18 protein-coding genes and 1 pseudogene are annotated in these 19,361 nt (G+C 69.9%); 9 read left to right on the top strand and 10 right to left on the bottom strand.

Annotated features, from left to right (window positions below; all coding sequences use genetic code 11):
* Positions 1 to 54: 54 nt before the first annotated feature.
* From G3N18_RS09510 to G3N18_RS09480, 7 genes are all read right to left on the bottom strand, one after another.
* The gene (locus G3N18_RS09510; RefSeq protein ID WP_196323915.1) at positions 55 to 582 is read right to left on the bottom strand and encodes a MarR family winged helix-turn-helix transcriptional regulator; all 528 of its coding nucleotides are present in this window, start codon (positions 580 to 582) and stop codon (positions 55 to 57) included.
* Positions 579 to 2,315, bottom strand: a complete 1,737-nt coding sequence (locus G3N18_RS09505) for an MDR family MFS transporter (protein ID WP_196384047.1) — start codon at positions 2,313 to 2,315, stop codon at positions 579 to 581. The genes G3N18_RS09510 and G3N18_RS09505 overlap by 4 nt, the downstream gene beginning before the upstream one ends.
* Before the next feature lie 161 nt (positions 2,316 to 2,476).
* Positions 2,477 to 3,178, bottom strand: a complete 702-nt coding sequence (locus tag G3N18_RS09500) for a YqaJ viral recombinase family protein (RefSeq protein ID WP_196384046.1) — start codon at positions 3,176 to 3,178, stop codon at positions 2,477 to 2,479.
* 64 nt (positions 3,179 to 3,242) lie between these two features.
* Positions 3,243 to 3,926 (bottom strand): hypothetical protein, encoded by a 684-nt coding sequence (locus tag G3N18_RS09495; protein ID WP_196384045.1) that lies wholly within the window; start codon positions 3,924 to 3,926, stop codon positions 3,243 to 3,245.
* Positions 3,927 to 3,939: 13 nt separating this feature from the next.
* Positions 3,940 to 4,605, bottom strand: coding sequence for a hypothetical protein (locus G3N18_RS09490; protein WP_196384044.1), 666 nt, complete (start codon positions 4,603 to 4,605; stop codon positions 3,940 to 3,942).
* Entirely contained in the window at positions 4,592 to 5,767 is a 1,176-nt protein-coding gene (locus G3N18_RS09485; RefSeq protein ID WP_196384043.1) for a hypothetical protein, read from the bottom strand. Before G3N18_RS09485 ends, G3N18_RS09490 begins: the two co-directional genes overlap by 14 nt.
* A complete protein-coding gene (locus G3N18_RS09480) occupies positions 5,764 to 6,120 on the bottom strand; it encodes a hypothetical protein (RefSeq protein WP_196384042.1) in 357 nt (118 codons plus the stop codon). Before G3N18_RS09480 ends, G3N18_RS09485 begins: the two co-directional genes overlap by 4 nt.
* A 366-nt stretch (positions 6,121 to 6,486) precedes the next feature.
* Here G3N18_RS09480 and rplJ point away from each other — a divergent pair, with 366 nt between their 5' ends.
* The gene (gene rplJ / locus G3N18_RS09475; RefSeq protein ID WP_196384041.1) at positions 6,487 to 7,002 is read left to right on the top strand and encodes a 50S ribosomal protein L10; all 516 of its coding nucleotides are present in this window, start codon (positions 6,487 to 6,489) and stop codon (positions 7,000 to 7,002) included.
* A gap of 43 nt (positions 7,003 to 7,045) precedes the next feature.
* Positions 7,046 to 7,432, top strand: coding sequence for a 50S ribosomal protein L7/L12 (rplL, locus tag G3N18_RS09470; protein WP_196384040.1), 387 nt, complete (start codon positions 7,046 to 7,048; stop codon positions 7,430 to 7,432).
* 72 nt (positions 7,433 to 7,504) lie between these two features.
* Here the strand turns inward: rplL and G3N18_RS09465 are convergent, their stop codons facing one another.
* Complete coding sequence (locus G3N18_RS09465; RefSeq protein WP_196384039.1) at positions 7,505 to 8,536, bottom strand: LacI family DNA-binding transcriptional regulator; 1,032 nt, start codon at positions 8,534 to 8,536, stop codon at positions 7,505 to 7,507.
* A gap of 285 nt (positions 8,537 to 8,821) precedes the next feature.
* Here G3N18_RS09465 and G3N18_RS09460 point away from each other — a divergent pair, with 285 nt between their 5' ends.
* From G3N18_RS09460 to G3N18_RS09445, 4 genes are all read left to right on the top strand, one after another.
* Positions 8,822 to 10,153, top strand: coding sequence for an ABC transporter substrate-binding protein (locus G3N18_RS09460; protein ID WP_196384038.1), 1,332 nt, complete (start codon positions 8,822 to 8,824; stop codon positions 10,151 to 10,153).
* Between the two features lie 105 nt (positions 10,154 to 10,258).
* Complete coding sequence (locus G3N18_RS09455; protein WP_196384037.1) at positions 10,259 to 11,605, top strand: carbohydrate ABC transporter permease; 1,347 nt, start codon at positions 10,259 to 10,261, stop codon at positions 11,603 to 11,605.
* Positions 11,602 to 12,588, top strand: coding sequence for a carbohydrate ABC transporter permease (locus G3N18_RS09450; RefSeq protein ID WP_196384036.1), 987 nt, complete (start codon positions 11,602 to 11,604; stop codon positions 12,586 to 12,588). The genes G3N18_RS09455 and G3N18_RS09450 overlap by 4 nt, the downstream gene beginning before the upstream one ends.
* Before the next feature lie 49 nt (positions 12,589 to 12,637).
* Positions 12,638 to 15,496, top strand: coding sequence for an HAD-IC family P-type ATPase (locus G3N18_RS09445; RefSeq protein ID WP_196384035.1), 2,859 nt, complete (start codon positions 12,638 to 12,640; stop codon positions 15,494 to 15,496).
* Positions 15,497 to 15,557: 61 nt separating this feature from the next.
* On the opposite strand, the gene G3N18_RS09440 is transcribed toward G3N18_RS09445, so the two are convergent.
* Entirely contained in the window at positions 15,558 to 16,256 is a 699-nt protein-coding gene (locus G3N18_RS09440; RefSeq protein ID WP_196384034.1) for a DUF305 domain-containing protein, read from the bottom strand.
* Complete coding sequence (locus G3N18_RS09435; RefSeq protein WP_196384033.1) at positions 16,253 to 16,960, bottom strand: DUF3105 domain-containing protein; 708 nt, start codon at positions 16,958 to 16,960, stop codon at positions 16,253 to 16,255. Before G3N18_RS09435 ends, G3N18_RS09440 begins: the two co-directional genes overlap by 4 nt.
* A 168-nt stretch (positions 16,961 to 17,128) precedes the next feature.
* On the opposite strand from G3N18_RS09435, the gene G3N18_RS09430 reads away from it, so the two are divergent.
* From G3N18_RS09430 to G3N18_RS09420, 3 genes and pseudogenes are all read left to right on the top strand, one after another.
* Positions 17,129 to 18,475, top strand: a complete 1,347-nt coding sequence (locus G3N18_RS09430) for a multidrug effflux MFS transporter (protein WP_196384032.1) — start codon at positions 17,129 to 17,131, stop codon at positions 18,473 to 18,475.
* A 46-nt stretch (positions 18,476 to 18,521) separates the two neighbouring features.
* Entirely contained in the window at positions 18,522 to 19,160 is a 639-nt protein-coding gene (locus G3N18_RS09425; protein WP_196384031.1) for a phosphatase PAP2 family protein, read from the top strand.
* 10 nt (positions 19,161 to 19,170) lie between these two features.
* Positions 19,171 to 19,361: pseudogene (locus G3N18_RS09420) on the top strand (hypothetical protein); the annotation flags it as partial.

The following is a 19,361-nucleotide window of genomic DNA, read 5'->3' as shown; positions in this document are numbered from 1 at the left end:
CGCCGGCGGGATGCCCGGGTGCCCCCAGTCAACCCTGCGATTGTCTCCGCCGTGTTACGCCGGTGCTACCGGGTCGAGAAGGCTCCGCGCCGCCGGGTCGTCACCGGGCAGCGGGGGAGCGTCGCCGCCGGGAAGAGCTCCGCTCGCGAGCGCGTGCAGCAGCCGGGTGAGGTTGTGGATGTCATCGAGCGGCCAGTCGCGGAGAGTCCCGATCAGGGTCTGCTCCTGCGGGGCGCGCGCCGCGGCGAGGCGTTCGATGCCGAGCGGCGTGGGGGAGAGGATGCTCGCGCGCCCGTCGTCGGGGTCGGGCTCGCGCTGGATGAGTCCCAGCTGCTCGAGCTCGCGCACGGTGCGGCTGAGCTGGCCCTTGTCGACCATGAGCACATCGCCGAGCGTCGATTGCGCGATACGGCCGCGCCCCGCGATCGTGCTGAACACCTTGTATGCCCCGGGGAGCATGCCGGGGCTCACCCGCTGGGCGTTCTCGTTCAGGTGCCGGCGCATGCGGTTGATCAGCTCGCCGAACTGGGCCTCCAGGGCCCGCACCGCGTCGGTGCGGGCCTGGAGTTCATCGGAGGTCATGACGAACGCGTGGAGTGCGTCTCGGAGGCGGGCGCGTCACCGGCATCCACCGTGCGCGCCGAGCCCGTCGCGGTGAGGGTCGCCATCGCCTCGGGCACCGAGACGGTGGCGAGGTCGGCCTCGCCCGCCTCGAGCCGCTCGGTCGTGGTCATCGTGGTCAGCGGCTTGTTGGGCAGGAACACGATCGCCAGCAGCGAGATCACGGCGAACGGCACGGCGATGAGGAACGAGTGCGAGATGCCGTTCGCGTAGATGTCTTCGAAGATCACCCGCAGCGCCTCGGGCATGTCGGCGACGCGCGGCAGCGCACCCGACTGCAGCTGGTCAGCCCAGTACTGCGCCTTGTCGCCGAGCCTCATGATCGCCGCGGTGATGTCGTCTTTGCGCTCGGCGACCAGGTCGATCACGCGCGCCGCGAGCGCGGCGCCCATCACCGAGACGCCGATCGTGCCGCCGAGGCTGCGGAAGAAGGTGACACCCGAGCTGGCCACACCGATCTGTTCCGGCCGCGTCTGGTTCTGCACCACCAGCACGAGGTTCTGCATGGTCATGCCGACGCCCGCACCGAGGAGGAACATGTACACCGACACGAGGAAGAAGTCGGTGTCGTAGTGGATCGTCGACAGCAGCGCCGAGCCGGCGGCCAGCAGCACCGAGCCGACGATGAGGTACGGCTTCCAGCTGCCGTACTTCGTGACGAGGGCTCCGACGCCGATCGACGAGATCAGCAGGCCGCCGATCATCGGGATCGTCATGAGGCCGGCCTCGGTGGGCGTCGCGCCCCGGGCGAGCTGCATGTACTGGCTGAGGAACACCGACGCGCCGAACATCGCGATGCCGGTGGCGATCGAGGCGATGACCGACAGGGTGAAGGTGCGGTTGCGGAAGAGCGTCAGGGGGATGAGGGGCTCTTTCGAGCGCAGCTCGACGATGACGAAGAGGATCGCGGCGAGCAGCGAGCCGCCCACCATCAGCACCGTCGACAGGCTCCACCAGTCGTTGTTGTTCGCGACGTCTCCCCAGTCGCCGCCCTTCGTGGTGCCGGCGTTCGTGACCCAGATGAGCAGCAGCGACACCGAGACCGAGAGCAGCACGATGCCGAGGTAGTCGATCGTCGTCTTCTTCTTCGGGCGCACGGGAACGTGCAGCGTCGCCTGCACGAGGATGAGCGCGACGATCGCGACCGGAAGGGCCACGAAGAAGTTCCAACGCCAGCCCCAGGCATCTGTGATCATGCCGCCGAGCAGCGGGCCACCGATCGTGGCGAGCGCCATGACGCCGCCGAACAGACCCATGTAACGCCCGCGCTCGCGCGGCGAGATGATGTCGGCCATGAGCACTTGGCTGAGGGCGGCGAGACCGCCCGCGCCGATGCCCTGCACCGCACGGCACGCGATCAGCCACTCGGGGCTCTGCGCGAAGCCGGCCGCGGCCGTCGCCAGCACGAAGATCACGATCGCGAGCTGGTAGAGCACCTTGCGGTTCGTGAGGTCGGCGAGCTTGCCCCAGATGGGCGTCGAGATCGCGGTGGTGAGGAGCGTCGCCGTGACGACCCAGGTGAACGCGGTCTGGTTGCCGTCGAGGTCGTGGATGATGACGGGGAGCGAGGTCGAGACGACGGTCGAGGCGAGCATCGACACGAACATGCCGAGGATGAGGCCGGAGAGGGCCTCGAGTACCTGGCGGTGGTTCATGCGGGGCTTCGCGACGGCGTCGGAAGGCGTGACGGACATGGGTGTTCCTTTGCGAGGAGGGCTGCGGTGCCGACGGGCGGGTCGTTGATCGACGTCAACGGTTGAGATCGGTCAACTGTAAGCCCGTGGTTGATCTGTGTCAACCATCCCCGCGGACAGGGCGAATCGCCACGGCGTCAGCCGGTCAGTCGGTAAGCCGCTCAGTCGCTGAGGGCGAGGGCGCGATACGGCTCGCGCGGGCGCGGCGCGGGAGCGGCGCCGGGAGCCTGGCCGCCTCGCTCCTGGGCGTGCCGCAGGACGGTGCGCCGGTACAGCTCGTCGATCAGTTCGGTCGCGAGGCGCACGAGCTGGCCGATCTCGCGCTCGTCGCGGTCGACCCAGGCGCAGCGGGGCTCGTCGCCGACCGGGACGAACCCATCGTGCTCCTCCCACACGACGAGCGTGCGCTCGGCGCCCAGCACGTGCTGCTGCCACCACACCTGGCGCAGGTAGGTGCGGGGGATCGAGCGCCACGTCTTGTTCGTGGTCTTGATCTCGGCGAGGCTCACGCGCCCCGCGGCATCCACCGCGATGCCGTCGGGGGTCGCGAGGTGACGCTTCTCGACGACGGCGTGGAAGAGCGCCGACGAGGGGTGGATGCCATGGGTCGCCGCCACCCAGGCCGCGATCTCGGGCTCGCGCCGCCGGCCGTGGTCGGTGTATGCGTTGCCCGAGAAGCCCCGGCCGGCACCGAGTTTCGCGTCGGCGGCGCGCGCGATCGACGTGTGGCTCGTCAGCTGGGCGACATCGGTGGCGGTGATGCCGCGCGAGCGAGCCCGCATCCAGCCGACGCGGTCGCGCGAGTCGGCGACGATGCGAGAGGCCAGTTCCGGTGCAAGCTGCGCGATCGCCTCCGGACTCATGACATCGAGGCTAACCCGCGTCGCGGGTGCTCGCGCGCCGACACCCGGCGCGACGCGGTTTCGCTCAGCGCCCGCGGGTGAGGCTCGCCGGGTCGCGCGCGAGGTAGCCGTTCTGCACGCGCTGCACGCCCCAGAACTGTCCGCCGCAGACGGCGAGGAACAGAATGCTCCAGCCGAGCCAGAGGGCGATTTCCCACAGCGGCGCCCCGGTGGCGATGCCGCGGACCACGCCGACGACGGTGAAGATCGCGGTGAGCCCCGACAGGGTCGAGCAGATGAGCCTCAGGAACAGGTCGGACGAGAACCCGAGGAACCGCACCGCGAACCAGTCGCCGCGCGTGGGGGAGCGCCGGCCCTGCCGGTACGGCAGGCCGGCCCAGTAGCCCGCCGCGCGCGACAGGCGTCGACCCGACCGGTGCAGAGCCCACAGCAGCCAGACGGACGGGATGCCGATCGCGAGGGCGATCGCGACGAAGACCGCACCGAAGAGCACCTGTCCCGTGCCGGCGGTGCCCACGAGCGACAGCGGGAAGACCGCGATGAGCACGGCGACCGCGGCGCCGGCGGTGCCGAGAAGCCCGAGCGCCCAGCGCGACACGCGGCCGTAGTCGGCGCGGGTGCGTGCTGCGGCGGCATCGGCATCCACCGGGCGCACATCCACCGTTCGCACATCTACCGATCCGCCGGGCTCCGCCGCGGCGTGCGCCTCGGCCACCGCGACGTCGGGGAGCGTCTCGGGGAGGATCATGCGATACACCGGGTCAGTCCTCCGCGTCGGTGGCGACCAGCCGGTCTTCGGGCGGGTAGGGCGCGGGCATCTCGTCGGCAGACAGCAGCCGTGTCGAGTCGAGGGCGAGCGCTGCGTACGGCACCAACTCGTCGAGGCGGTTCGCGTCGAGGCTCAGCGCGACGACGAACACGGTCCCCGCCGGCGTCGCCTCGGCGGTCGAGGTTGCTGGCGATACGGCGAGGGGCACTTCGCCCGTGATCGCGGCGACGCTGATGCCGTCCTCGAGCACGGCGATGCCGAGCGTCGCCGATCCGGCGCGCCCGTCCAAGGCGATGAACGGCTCGGTGCGCGGGTCGTCGGTGAATCGGACGAGACCGGTGAGGCCCGAGACGGTCCGCGCCGTACGGGCGTCTTCGGGTGCCGGAAGGATCGCGGTGCCGATGAAGAACACCGTCGGCTCGTCGACGAGGTAGGGGAAGATGCCCGCCACCGCGTACGGGGTGTCGCGCACCGCCTCGCGGGCGCTCGCGAAGGCGCGGGTCATGAGCGCGATCGTGTCGGAGTCGACCGAGCCGATGGCGGGAGCGAGGTAGGCCTGCCACCAGCGGTCGGCGATGTCGTCGTTCGCGAACGCGGCGAGCTCGATCCAGCCCTGCGGCACCCGCTGCCAGACGACCGGGGTCTCAGTCTGCGTCACGATCTTCGAGCTCCTGGTCGGTGCGCGGGCCGTTGCCCTGGATGAGGTTGCGGCCGCGTTCGACCAGGTTCACGGCCGGCTGGGCGAGAGCCGACACGAGGTCGTTGCCGGCGACCTGAGCCTCGGTCATCTTCGTCGCCATCCACATCGTATTGGCCTGGAGCGCCTGGGGACTGAAGCGCAGGGCGACGCTGAGCGATCCCGCCGCGGCAGAGGTGCCGCCGCCGGCCATCGCCAGCGCTCCGCCACCGCCTTGGATCGTCGGCACCAGCACCTGACGGGTGCCGTCGCCGAGGGCTTTGCCGAGCTTGCCGAGGGCCCCACCCAGGGCCAGGCCGGCGAGCCCCATGAAGAACTCTTCGGCCGCACCGTCCTCACCACGCAACGCCTGCAGCCCATCGATGGCGACCGAGGCGATCGCAAGTCCCAGGGCGAGGGGCCCGAGCGCGGGGACGAACAGCGCGACGACGGCGACGATCGGGCCGATGGTGTCGATGATGTCCTCGAGGATCGGCATCACGTTGTCCATGAACCACTCGTAGCCGTCGGCGATCGCCGAGCCCACGTCGCCGAGCCACGAGGTGAACTGGTCCCATCCGCTGCCGGCGTAGGCGGCGATGCGGGCGATCCCCGTCTCGAGCAGCCCCGCGCAGGCGTTGGCGCGGCCGTTCGCCTCTTCTTGCAGGGCGCGCGCTCGGCGACGCACGTCTTCGAGGGTCGCCTGCGCCGCCCGTGCGCGCCGGTCGGCGTCGGCGAGTTCGGACGATCCGGCCGCGGCGATCGGGTCGGCCAATGCCTCGTTGCGCGCGTGGGTGAGTTCGGAGGCGCGGCGCGCGACCGAACCGGCGGCGAGCCGCGCTTCTTCTTCGAGCTGGCGTGCTCGGGTCTGGAACGCCGAGAGTTCGTCGGCCCAGCCCGACAGCGCATTGCGCGACGTGACGAAGGCGTCGTGGACATCGCTCAGCTGCGGCCGGAAGTCGCTGTCGAGCGACGCGCGGAAGGCCGCGGCCGCGGCCCCCTCCCATGTGTCTGCGCCGTCGTCCATGAGGAAGAGCGCGCCAGCGGTGCTCTGCACCCCGTGGTCGAGTTGAGCGACGAAGCCCCGCAACACTCCGACATCGCCCGGCGTCGGATCGAACCCCAGCGCATCGAACCCGCTCATTGCGCGGTCACCGATCCGCGGGCCCCGCCGTGCGCGCCGCCGGAAGTGGATGCCGAGGCGTCCGCCGCGCGCTCTTCGAGGGCCTTCGCGAGCTCGTCGTCGGCGGAGGTGAAGGCATCGGCGACGCCCGAGAGCGCGGACGCGGCGGCCTCGGCGTATTCGCCCAGCTTCTTGATGCCGACGCCCCACGACGAGCCGAGCTCGTCGAGGCGGTGCCGCAGCTGCTCCTGTGTCACCGAAGCGCCCGATACCGAGTCGAAACCGGCGACGGCCGCCTCCAGTCGGGCGCGGATGTCGGAGAACGTCTCTTTGCTGCGCGTGATCGCGTCGGTGTCCACCCTGAGAGCTGGCATGGTGCCCTCCCCGGCCGGTCGGTGACCCGCCCTCATGTCGTCGGACACAACCCGAGAGGCGCGCGCCGATTGTCGCAGTGGGGAGAACTACCCATGCCCTCCGCGGCGATTTGCCGTGCTCCGTGTCGTGACGTAAAGTGGACGGAGCCAAAGACCGCTGGTCTCGACGTGCGCGCAAGCGAACGTCGACGAAGCCTTGCATCGCAGGGGCCCGCGCAGGTGTCACAGAATTCCCGGGAAACCGGACAGAAGCTCCGTGCGCTTGCGCCGGAGCTTTTTCGCGTTGTGGGGGAGCAGCATCGATGGCGACGTCCCGCCTCCGCGGGGCGTCTCGTAGACATGTCTGTCAAGACATAAGGAGTGGCCATGGCGCAGAAGGAAACATCGGTCGCCGAGCTCACGAAGAATTTCGAGGACTCGACCGCCGTTCTGCTGACCGAGTACCGCGGTCTGACGGTTGCCCAGCTCAAGGAGCTGCGCAACAGCATCCGTCAGGACGCGGAGTACGCCGTGGTGAAGAACACGCTGACCAAGATCGCGGCGCAGCGCGCCGGGGTCGAGGGGCTGGACGACGAGCTCAAGGGCCCGTCTGCCATCGCGTTCGTGCACGGCGACCCGGTCGCCGTCGCGAAGGGCCTGCGTGCCTTCGCCAAGGCGAATCCTCTGCTGGTGATCAAGGGCGGGTACTTCGACGGTGCCGCCCTGACCGCCGACGAGGTGAACAAGCTCGCCGATCTCGAGAGCCGTGAAGTCCTGCTGGCGAAGCTCGCCGGTGCGATGAAGGCCTCGCTGACCAAGGCGGCATACGTCTTCAACGCGCTTCCGTCGAAGGCCGTTCGCACGGTCGACGCGCTGCGCGAGAAGAAGGAGTCCGAGGCCTGAACCCCGGCCTCGGCATAGAAGAACCCCAATCAAGGAGAAAATCATGGCAAAGCTCAGCACTGAGGAGCTGCTCGACCAGTTCAAGGAGCTCACCCTCATCGAGCTCAGCGAGTTCGTGAAGGCGTTCGAGGAGACCTTCGACGTCACCGCCGCCGCGCCCGTCGCGGTCGCCGCTGCCGGCCCCGCCGGTGGCGCCCCCGCCGAAGAGGCCGAGGAGAAGGACTCGTTCGACGTCATCCTCGAGGCTGCCGGCGACAAGAAGATCCAGGTCATCAAGGTCGTCCGCGAGCTCACCTCGCTCGGCCTCGGCGAGGCCAAGGCCGTCGTCGATGGTGCTCCCAAGGCCGTCCTCGAAGGCGCCAACAAGGAGACCGCCGAGAAGGCCAAGGCTGCCCTCGAAGAGGCCGGCGCTTCGGTCACCCTGAAGTAATCACGCCTCGCGCGTTCGAGCCCCTGGGATCTGCGGATCCCGGGGGCTCGTTTCATGTGCGGGTGGGGCCGGTCACCCGGCATCCATCGCGGCAGCCGAGGGGCCGAGCGAGGCCGTCGAGCTGCGCACGACGAGGCGCGGCTTCAGCTTCACGGTGACCGGTTCGGCGTCGGGGCGCTCGAAGTGCCCGACGAGCAGGTCGACCGCTTCGATGCCCTGTTCGCGCGGCACCTGACGCAGGGTCGTGAGCGAGAACATGTCGGCCAGCTCGTGATCGTCGATGCCGATCACGCTCAACTGTGCGGGAACGAGGATGCCGAGGCGCCGGGCGGCCACGATGGCGCCGATCGCGACCTCGTCGCACGCCGCCACGATTGCGGTGGGCCGCCTCTCGCTGTCGCTGAGCAGGTCGACGGCGGCGGCGTAGCCGTCGGGCAGACTCAGCGACGAGGGTGCGTGCCGCACACGATCGCCGAGCCCCGCCTCGCCCATCGCGGCGGTGTAGCCGGCGAGGCGTTCGGACTCGACGTGCGGGCGACCGGTGCCGGTCGCGCCGAGGTACACGATGTCGCGGTGCCCGAGCGTCAGCAGGTGCTGCGTCGCGCGGCGGCCGGCCTCGGCGTCGTCGACGCCGATGACGCTCGTGCGCGGGTCGTTGCCGACCACGCTGACGACCGGCTTGCCGAGCGAGAGCATGCGCTCGAGCTCTTCGCGCTCGGGTTCGAGCCCCACCGCGATGAGCCCGTCGAAGCGTTTGCGGGCCAGGTAGTCGTTGAAGATGCGTGCGCGCCCGGGCGTTCCCGGCTTGGCGTCGTACAGCGTCAGGTCGAGACCGCGTTCGAGCAGGGCGTGCTGAATGCCCTCGAGCACCTCGGAGAAGAACCACCGGTTCACATACGGCAAGACGACGCCGACGGTCTCGGTGCGCCCGGTCGTGAGGCTCTGGGCGTTCCGTGAGGGCGTGTAGTCGAGGGCGGCGGCCGCGGCGAGCACCCGATCACGGGTGTCGGGGGAGACGTAGCCGGAGCCGCTGAGCGCGCGGCTGGCCGTCGACTTCGACACGCCCGCCCGGGCGGCGACGTCGGCGATCCCGCTGACCCTCATCGCCGGTGCCCTCCTCGTTGCGGCATCTTCGTCGGTGCCGCGCATCATCATAGACACTTTCGCGCGTGTCGAGTGGAACCGATTCCAGATTGTGACGGCGGTTGTGGCATCCCTTTGCAGGCCCGTGATTCCGGGGCTCAGGCATCCTTCTTGGGTGGTTATCGAGTTGTGATCTGTCTCGCGTTGTGGATCGCATGAGAATCCCCTAGCTTGATCTGGAATCGGTTCCCGAAGTGCCGCCCTGCGGCGTGGATCGATCATGCACTCGACGAAGAGAGGATTCACATGCGCACATCACAGTGGCGTCACGTTCTGGCGCCGATCGCGGTGGCGGGGGTCGCCGCACTGGCGCTCGCCGGCTGTGCCGAGGGAGGCAGCAGCTCGGGCGAATCGAGCGGAGACGCCGGCGGCACCGTCCGCATCGCCGGCGGCATCACCGGCTCGGAGGCCGACGCGCTGCAGAAGGTGTTCGACGACTGGAGCGCAGACAGCGGCGTCAAGGTCACCTACACCGGCGACAAGAGCTTTGAGTCCAACATCGTCACGAAGGTGACCGGTGGCGACGCACCCGACATCGCGATCGTCCCGCAGCCGGGTCTGCTGAAGAGCCTCGTCGACACCGGTGATGTGAAGCCGGCGCCCGAAGAGGTCGAGAAGAACGTGGATGCCAACTGGTCGCCCGACTGGAAGAAGTACGGCACCTTCGACGACACGTTCTACTCCGCACCCATGCTCGCCAACATCAAGGGCTACGTCTGGTACTCGCCGGCGAAGTTCAAGGAGTGGGGCGTCGAGGTTCCGAAGACGTGGGACGAGCTGCTCACCCTCACCAAGACCATCCAGGAGAAGACGGGGGCCGCCCCGTGGTGCGCCGGGTTCGAGTCGGGCGGTGCGTCGGGCTGGCCCGGCACCGACTGGATCGAAGACCTCGTGCTGCGTCAGTCGGGCCCCGAGGTCTACGACCAGTGGGTCGACAACGAGGTGAAGTTCACCGACAAGCCGATCGCCGACGCGTTCACGGCGGTGGGAGACATCCTGCTGAACCCGGCCTACGTCAACGCGGGCTTCGGTGACGTCAAGAGCATCAACAGCACCGCGTTCGGCGATGTCGCGGCGAAGGTTGCCGACGGCACCTGCCCGATGACGCACCAGGCCTCGTTCCTCACCGCCAACTTCTTGACGGTGAAGACGGCGGCGGGCGAGACGCCCAAGGTCGCCCCCGACGGTGACGTCTACGCGTTCGTGCTGCCGGGCTACAAGGAAGGCGCGGCCACGATCGAGGTCGGCGGCGAGTTCGTCGCCGGGTTCTCCGACAGCGACGCCACCAAGAAGGTGCTCGCGTTCATGTCGAGCCCCGAGTTCGCCGACGCCCGCGTCAGCGAGGGCGGCGCGATCTCGGCGAACCTCAAGGCCGACCCGAACAAGGCGTCGAGCGAGTTCCTCGTCGAGGCGATGAAGCTGCTGCAAGACCCGAACACCACCGTGCGCTTCGACGCGTCCGACCTCATGCCGGCCACCGTCGGCTCGGGCTCGTTCTGGAAGGGCATGGTCGACTGGGTCGACGGCAAGGACCAGGCCACGGTCCTGTCCGACATCCAGGCCGGCTACAACAACTGATCCGACCGATCGTGTGAGCACTGCGGGCGGGATGCCGACACCGGCGCCCCGCCCGCAGTACTCTCGCCTCATATTCCGCGTCCGCCGCCGTACCGGAGAGTATCGATGACCGACACCACCACCGCGCCGTCCGCCCGGACGGCCGAAGACGCCCCGCCGCCGAAGGGCGCGAGGCGCCGCTACTCCGGCCGCACGACCGCGATCGTCGCGACGGTCGGGCTCGCGATCATGCTGGCCCTTTTCGTGCTGCTCCTGCTGAGCACCCCGGTCGAAGACCCGGCCAAGATCGTCATCCCCGGCTTCTCGCTGACCGCGCTGTTCCAGTGGCTCGGCGCGATGAACCCGCTCGCGCAGATTCCGATCATCCTCGTGATCTTCGCGGCGGTGGTCGGGATCATCCTCGTGCTGATCGAGTTCGCGCCGCGGCCGGGCCGGGTCTATTTCTGGATCCGGCTGGTCGCCTGCTTCGCGATCCCGGTGCTCGCGCTCATGCTGCTGCGCCCGTACCAGAGCGCCTTCATCTACGTCTTCGGCATCGCCGTGATCGCCGGGGCGGTGCTCTTCTGGCTCGACTACCGCTCGCGACAGGGCGCGGGCTACCTCTTCCAGCTGGTGCTGTTCGCCGCTCCCGCCGTCGTGCTGCTGCTGATCGGTCTCATCTACCCGTTCATCGCGACGTTCTTCCAGTCGTTCTACGACAAGACCGGCGACCAGTTCGTCGGCATGGAGAACTACGTCTGGGTCTTCACCCAGCCCGAGGGTCTCTGGTCGGTCGTCAACACGCTGATCTGGGTGCTCGTGTGCCCGACGATCGCGACGGTCGTGGGGCTCGCCTACGCGGCGTTCATCGACCGGGCGCGCGGTGAGAAGTTCCTGAAGGTGCTGATCTTCATGCCCTTCGCGATCTCGTTCGTCGGCGCCGGCATCATCTGGAAGTTCGTCTACGACTACCGGCAGGGCGACCAGCTGGGCATCCTGAACGCGATCGTCACCGCCTTCGGCGGCGACCCGGTCGCCTGGCTGAGCGTCACGCCGCTCGTGAACAGCTTCCTGCTCATGGTCGTCTTCATCTGGAGCCAGACCGGCCTTGCGATGGTGATCCTCTCCGCCGCGATCAAGGCGGTGCCGGCCGAGCAGATCGAGGCGGCAGAGCTCGACGGTGCGAACGCGTGGGAGAGATTCCGCAACGTCACCGTCCCGGGCATCCGCTCGTCGATCGTCGTGGTCGTCACCACCATCGCCATCGCGTCGCTGAAGATCTACGACATCGTCGCGGTGATGACCGGTGGCCGGGCGAACACCTCGGTGCTCGCCTTCGAGATGGTCAACCAGCAGCAGCGGTTCCAGAGCTACGGACACTCGGCGGCGCTCGCCGTGGTGCTGTTCATCTTCGTGACGCCGCTGATCGTCTTCAACATCATCCAGATCCGCAAGCAGAGGGAGATCCGATGAGCACCGGAGTGGATGTCATCGAAGCCGCCGGACCGATCGGCGACGGTCGCTCCGCGCGCCAGGTCGCGCGCGACACGCGCAAGCACGAGGCGATGGCGCGCAAGCGCCTGACCTCGAAAGGGGCGACGATCGCGGCGCTCGTGATCGCGTTCTTCTGGACGATCCCGACGTTCGGCCTCTTCGTCACCTCGTTCCGGCCGGGCGCCGACGTGCAGTCGACGGGCTGGTGGACGGTGTTCACGGACCCGTCGTTCACGTTCGACAACTACCGCGCGGCGCTCACCTCAGGAGGCACCGCGCTGACCCTCGGCGAGTCGTTCATCAACTCGCTCGCCATCACGATCCCCGTCGTGTTCTTCGCGCTCGCCGTCGCCTCGATGCTCGCGTATGCGTTCGCGTGGATCGACTTCCCGGGTCGGAACATCGCGTTCATCGCGGTGTTCGCCCTGCAGATCGTGCCCCTGCAGATGGCCCTCGTACCGCTGCTGAGCCTCTTCTCGCGCGGCATGTCGATCGGCGACGTCACGATCTTCCCGCCGCTCGAGCTGCGCGGTCTCGAGCACAGCTTTGCGACCGTGTGGATCGCCCACGTGATCTTCGCGCTGCCGCTTGCGGTTTTCTTGCTGCACAACTTCATCGCCGAGATCCCGAGCGAACTCATCGAGGCTGCTCGCGTCGACGGCGCCGGTCACGGGCAGATCTTCTTGCGCATGATCATCCCGCTCGCCGCTCCCGCCCTCGCCTCGTTCGCGGTGCTGGAGTTCATCTGGGTGTGGAACGACCTGCTCGTGGCGACGATCTTCGCGCCGTCGACGTCGCTGCCGATCACCCAATCGCTCAACTCGCTCTCGGGCACGTGGGGCGACCAGTGGTTCCTGCAGGCGGCGGGCACGTTCATCTCGATCCTCGTGCCGCTGATCGTCTTCTTCTTGCTGCAGCGATTCTTCGTGCGGGGCCTGCTCGCGGGGGCGACGAAGGGCTGACGCCGCTCGGCACCCCGTTTCGGGGGTCTCCGCGGTCTAGGGTGATGCCATGCAGACCGCGGCGACCCCCGGCGGCGTTTCGGATGATCCCGACCCGGCCGTCGACCCGAATGTCGGGCTGACCGACGACGAGGCCGCCCGCCGCGCCGCCGCCGGGCAGGGCAACGCGTATCGCGCCGAGACGAGCCGGAGCGCGTGGAGCATCATCCGCGCGAACGTGTTCACCCCGTTCAACGGCATCGTCTTCGCGTGCTTCGGCGTGCTGTTCGTCATCGGGCGCTGGCAAGACGCCCTCTTCGGGTTCGCCGCCGTCGGCAACGCCCTGATCGGGTCGCTGCAGGAGTTCCGGGCCAAGGCCGCGCTCGACAAGCTCGCCCTGCTCAACGCGTCGACCGCCCGCGTTCGGCGGGGCGGCGCCGAGGTCGAGATCGCTCCTGGTGACATCGTGCTCGGCGACATCCTGGTGCTGCGGGCGGGCGATCAGCTCGCCGCCGACGCGCGCGTGGTGCGCTCGCGCGGGCTGCAGATCGACGAGTCGATGCTGACCGGTGAGGCCGACGCCGTCGACAAGCACCCGGGTGACGAGGCGCTGTCGGGGTCGATCGTGGTCGGGGGAGACGGCGACGCGCAGGTGATCCGGGTGGGGGCGGATGCTTACGCCAACGCCTTCGCGGGCGAGGCGAAGCGGTTCTCGCTCGTCGGCTCCGAGCTGCGCGACTCGATCAACCGCGTGCTCGGCTGGGTCGGCTGGGCGATCGGGCCGGTGGGCCTGCTCGTGCTGAACGCGCAGATGCAGGTCCTCGGCGGGTGGCGGCAGGCGTGGCGGACCGGCGCGTGGGTCGACGCGCTGACCGCGACGATCGCGTCGGTGACGGCGATGATCCCGCTCGGGCTCGTGCTCATGACATCCATCGCCTTCGCCGTCGGCGCCGCGCGCCTCGCCTCGCGGCAGGTACTCGTCAACGAACTGCCCGCCGTCGAGGGGCTCGCCCGGGTCGACGTCATCTGCCTCGACAAGACGGGCACCCTCACCGAGGGCGACATCGTCTACGGCGACGCGTTCGTCCTGGCTCAGGCACCGGACTGGCAGCGCACGCTCGGCTGGTACGGCACGGCACCGGATGCCAACGCCACCGCCCGCACGCTCGCCGCGCCCTTCGGGGATGAGCCGCCGCGTCGCGCGGCGCTGACGATCCCGTTCTCGTCGGCGCGCAAGTGGAGCGCGGTGTCGTTCGACGACGCGCCGGGCACGTGGGTGCTCGGGGCGCCGGAGATGGTCTTCGGCGCGCGCGCCGGCGACGAGGCCGACCCGCTCGGCGCGGCCGTGATCGAGCGCGCGTCGAGCGGACGGCGCACGCTCGTGCTCGGGTTCAGCGCGCACTCGCTGACCGAGCAGAGCGCCGACGCGGAAGAGCTCCCCGCGGGGCTGTTGGCCGTCGCGGTGCTCACGTTCCGTGAGAAGGTGCGCGGCGATGCCGCGCAGACCCTCGAGTACTTCCGCGAGCAGGGCGTCGGCATCCGCATCATCTCGGGCGACAACCCGCGCACCGTCGCCGCGATCGCCCGCGAGGTCGGCGTCGACGTCGCGGACGGCTTCGACGCGCGCACGCTGCCGGGGGACGACGAGGCGCTCGCCGACGTGTTCGAGGAGCACACCGTGTTCGGGCGGGTGACACCCGACCAGAAGAAGCGGATGGTCATCGCGCTGCAGTCTCGCGGGCACACCGTCGCGATGACCGGCGACGGTGTCAACGACGCGCTCGCGATCAAGACCGCCGACATGGGGATCGCGATGAACTCGGGATCGGCAGCGACCAAGGCCGTCGCGCGCATCGTGCTGCTCGACGACAGGATCTCGCACCTGCCCGACGTCGTCGCCGAGGGACGTCAGGTCATCGCGAACATCGAACGCGTCTCGATGCTCTTCCTCACCAAGACCGTCTACGCGACCCTGCTGGCGGTGCTGTTCGGAATCCTGGTGCTGGAGTTCCCGTTCCTGCCGCGGCAGCTGTCTATCACCGACGGGCTGACGATCGGCATCCCCGCGTTCTTCCTCGCGCTCATGCCGAACGCCCAGCGCTACGTCCCGGGGTTCCTCCGCCGCTCGCTGAGCTTCGCAATCCCGGCGGGAATCGTCGTGGCCGCGACGATCACGACGTACACGCTGCTCGAGCGCCCGCAGGGCATCGGCATCGACGAGGTGCGCACGGGCGCGACGATCGTGCTCGCCGTCGTCGGAATCTGGATCCTCGGTGTGCTCGCCCGCCCGCTCAACCGCTATAAGGGGGCCGTCGTCGGGGCGATGTTCGTCGCGCTGATCGTGATCTTCACGGTGCCGCTCGCGCGGGCGTTCTTCCTCCTCGTCGACCCGGGACCGGTGACCGCGGTGCTCGTGACCGGCGCGTGCCTGGTGGCGGTGTGCCTGATCGAGATCGTGCGGCTCGTGCAGCGCCGCTACGTCGCCCGCACGCTCGTCGACGCCTCCGCGCACCCGACGGTGCCGCATCCGCAGGCGGTATCCCCTCCGGTTCCGGTGACCCTCGCGGTCGTGGCGGTCTACCTCGGCGGGCTCGCGAGCGCGATGTTCGGCGTGCTGTTCCTGCTGAGCCGCTATGAGGTGCCCGCCGACCTCGTCGTGATCGTCTCGCTCGTCGGCGCCGGGATCATCCTGTTCGGACTGCTCTCGGTCGCCGCCGCGGCGGGGCTGTCGCGGGGGAGCGGACTGTCCCGCCTGTTCGTCACGCTCCTCGCCGCCGCGCTGATCGTGCTGCAGGCGTGGACCCTCGCCCTCGCGCGGGAGTGGAGCTGGTGGGCGGCGGCGCAGATCGTGGTCTACCTGCTCGTGCTCATCGCGCTGTGGGCGCCCCCGGCCGGGCGCTTCTTCCGCCCGGTGCTGCACGCCGGGTGAGGGTGGCCCCGGGTGAGGGCTGCACGCCGGGTGAGGGCGGCGCCGGTGCGAGGGCGGCGCGTCAGTCGGTGCAGGCGAGGCCCGCGCGCAGGCTCGTCATGAGCTCGATCTCGGCCGACTGGGTGGCGCGGGTCGAGGCGGCGGCCTGCAGGGCGCGCGGCTCGTGACCGAGGTCGAGCAGCGCCTGCGCCATCGGCAGCGCGCCCTCGTGGTGGCGGATCATCAGCCGCAGGAACGTGCAGTCGGCGGCGGTGCCCGACTCGGCGCGCAGCTGGGCGAGGTCGGCGGCGCTCGCCATCCCCATCTGGGTCATGAGCTCGGCCTCGGATGCCGGCGCGGACCCGCCGCCGTGCTCGTGATCGGAGCCCGAGGCATCCGTCCACCCCTGCATCCAGGACATGAGCGGGGCGCCGCGCTGGGGCAGGTTCCACTTCACGAGCCAGTCGTAGAACTCGCCCTTCTGCGCCGACTGGGTGGTCGCGATGTCGTAGGCGAGCACCCGCACGTCGTCGTTCTCGGTGGTGCGGTAGATGTCCATCGCCATCTCGACCGCCTGGCCGTGGTGCACCTGCATGTCGCGGGCGAACCCCGCCTCGGGTGAGTCGGTGCCGGGCGTGGCCGGGGCGGCGGCGAACGTCGTGAACCGGCCGATCGCGAAGGCGACCCCCGCCACGGCGATCGCCACGAGCAGCACCGCCCACCACGGCGGCAGGCTGCGGCCGGTGCGTTCTGCGGGCGCGGCCCCGGGCGCCGAGGTCACGACGTCTTGCCGGGCCCGTCGATGGCGCCGGTGCACGCGGCGCCGGGCTCGGGCACGTTCTGGCTGCGCCAGTACTCCTCGAAGAACTCGCCGATGCGCGGGTCGGAGGCGCTGTCGAGCTTCAGCTGCGCGTTCCACGCGGACAGCACGATCGGGCTCGGCAGGCCCTCGTACGGCGAGAGGATCGCGTAGCTCGACGGCAGGTGCGAGGTCAGGGTGGCCAGCTCGTCGCCGCTCACCCGCGACGCGTCGTAGGTGACCCAGACGGCGCCGTGCTCGAGCGAGTGCACCGCGTTCTCGTTCTGCTGCGGCTGGTCGTACACGCCGCAGTTGAGCCAGTACTGGTTGTGCGGCCCGCCCGCGGGGGGATTCTGCGGGTAGTCGACGGTTCCCGCGACGTGCTTCGTCTCGTTCGTGAACGTCTCGACGCCCTCGATCTCGGCACCCGTGCCGCCGGCGTCGTAGGTCGCGGGTTTCGGCGCGAAGATGATGGATGCCGCGACGAGCCCGATCACGACGAGGGCGGCGGTCGAACCCACGATCCACCAGGTGAGGCGGCTGCGGCGGCGCCGGGCGAGGCCGCGCTCGTACTCGGCGAGCTTCTGCTGCTTCTGCTGTTCGCGCTGCTGCTTGACGGTCAGATCGATCGCGGCCTGCGTGGCGGGGTTTCCGCTCTGACGCTTGCCGGAAGAGGTCGGGGTCATGTGCGTGATCTCGGCTCGGGGTGCGGCCCGCGGCGGCGGGAGGGACGCTCCGATTCTATGCGGCGGGATGGGTAGTGGGGCCGGGAGGCGGCGCAGGCAGGGCGGGGGCGCGGCGGCGCACGATACGATGGACAGGTTTTGCCGAATCGTTTCGAACGACGGGACCCCGTGCGCGACACAGCTTCGATCCCGACGACCTCCCCCCGCAGCGCGGGGGCGCCGTCGTCGTCTTCGCCGACCGGTGCGATCCGCACGCTCGGCGCGAATCCCGCGACCGCGCCCATCGTGCTGCACCCGGGTGACGCCATCGGGGCGGGTCGTCGCGTCGTCTACATCATCCTGCTCGGGGCGCTCACCGCGCTCGGACCGTTCACGATCGACCTGTACCTTCCCGCCTTCCCGGTGCTGCAGCAGGACTTCCACACGACCGCCGCGGCCATCCAGTTGACACTCACCGGCACGATGATCGGGTTCGCGCTCGGACAGCTGATCGTCGGGCCGCTGAGCGACAAGGTGGGCAGGCGACGCCCGCTGCTGGCCGTCACGGCGCTGCACGTGATCGCGAGTGTCGGCGCGGCCCTCGCCCCCGACCTGACGCTCCTCGCCGTCGCGCGGGTGCTCATGGGAATGGGCGCCGCGGCGGGCGGCGTGGTCGCGATGGCGATCGTGCGCGACCTGTTCGGCGGGCGGCGCCTCGTCGTCATGCTGAGCCGGCTCGCCCTCGTCTCGGGGGTGGCGCCCGTGATCGCCCCGCTCATCGGGTCGGCGCTGCTGGCGGTCATGCCGTGGCGCGGCATCTTCGTCGTGCTCGCGGTGTACGGCTTCGTCATGCTGGTCTCGGCGATCGCGCTCGTTCCCGAGACGCTGCCCAAGGCCCGCCGCGGCGCGGCCGGGGGAGCGACGGTGCTGCAGCGGTACCGCAGCGTCTTCAGCGACCGGGTGTTCATCGGCGTGCTGATCATCGGCGGCATGACGTTCTCGGGGCTGTTCTCGTATCTCTCCTCGTCGTCCTTCCTCTTCCAGGAGGGCTACGGCTTCGACGCCCAGCAGTACGGCATGCTCTTCGCCGTCAACTCACTGGGTGTCGTCCTCGGCGTGCAGACCGCCTCGCGGCTCGCCGCGCGGTTCGGGCCGCAGTGGGTGCTCGCCTTCTCGACCGCCGTGCTGGTGCTCGCGTCGCTGGCGATCATCGTCTTCGACCAGCTCGGCCTCGGCCTGTGGCCCACGATGGCGGCGCTGTTCGTCTTCATGACCGCGTGCGGATTCACGTTCCCGTGCGTGCAGGTGCTGGCCCTGGACCGGCACGGCGCCGCCGCCGGCACCGCGGCATCCATCATCGGCGCGTGCAACTTCGGCGTCGCCGGCCTCATCTCGCCGATCGTCGGGTGGATCGCCCGCGACGCCGGCATCACCGCCACCACGATGGCGTCGGTGATGGTCGGCTGCGCCGTGATCGGATGCCTGTCGCTGTGGCTGATCGTGCGCCCGCGCACCGTGGAGCGCCTCGCGCCCTGAGCGCAGCTCGCCCTCGCGGCGTCCGGCGGTCGTGCACAATGGGGCGATGGCCGCACCGCTCGACGACGACGTCATCACGACGGGTTCGCAACGCCTCGTGATCGGCCTGGTGCTGATCGTGCTCGCGATCGGGCTCGGCGTGCAGATCACCCTCGAGGCCGACATCGACGTCGACGAGTGGTGGAACTCGTTCGTCGACGTGTTCTCGTTCCTGCAGCCGCTCTCGCTCGCGTTGAACTTTCTCGGCGGCGGGTGGTTCGCCACGTTCGTGGTGCCGCTCGGGGTCGCCGCGATCCTGCTGGCCGTGCGGCGGCCGTGGGGCGCGCTGTTCGCGCTGTGCGCCTCGGCGGGGAGCGCCCTCGTGGTGCAGATGCTGAAGGCGATGTTCGGCCGCGCGCGGCCCGAAGAGATGATCGTCGTCTCGGACCACGGGTCGTACCCGTCGGGCCACACCGCCAACGCCGCGACGCTCGCCGTGATCGCGGTCGTGATCGTGCCGCGGGTGTGGGTCGCGATCGTCGGGGCGGCGTGGGTGTTCGCGATGGCGTTCAGCCGTACCGAGGTGCACGCGCACTGGTTCACCGACACCGTCGGCGGCACGCTCGCCGGTCTCGGCGGGGCCCTCGTGGTGGCGGCGCTGTTCACGCCCGCGCTCACCCGTGAACGCGGGCGCTCCGGTCGCTAGGCTGAGCGCCATGACTGCTGCCGACGACGCGGAACTGGCCCGACTGCAGGCCGAAGCAGAGGCGGCCGAGGCCGCTCTGAAGCTCGCTCAGGCGAAGGCGGCGCTCGCCGCCGCGCGCGCCTCCGCCGCTCAGACCGAGGGTGCGGATGCCTCGGCGGCCGACGCGGCGACGCCGACGGATGCCGCGGCGGCGGCTCCTGG

Origin of the sequence: Microbacterium paulum, from assembly GCF_015707995.1 — a bacterium.
In the GTDB taxonomy this organism is placed as follows: domain Bacteria; phylum Actinomycetota; class Actinomycetes; order Actinomycetales; family Microbacteriaceae; genus Microbacterium; species Microbacterium paulum.
This window is presented reverse-complemented; position numbering and strand designations above follow the sequence as displayed.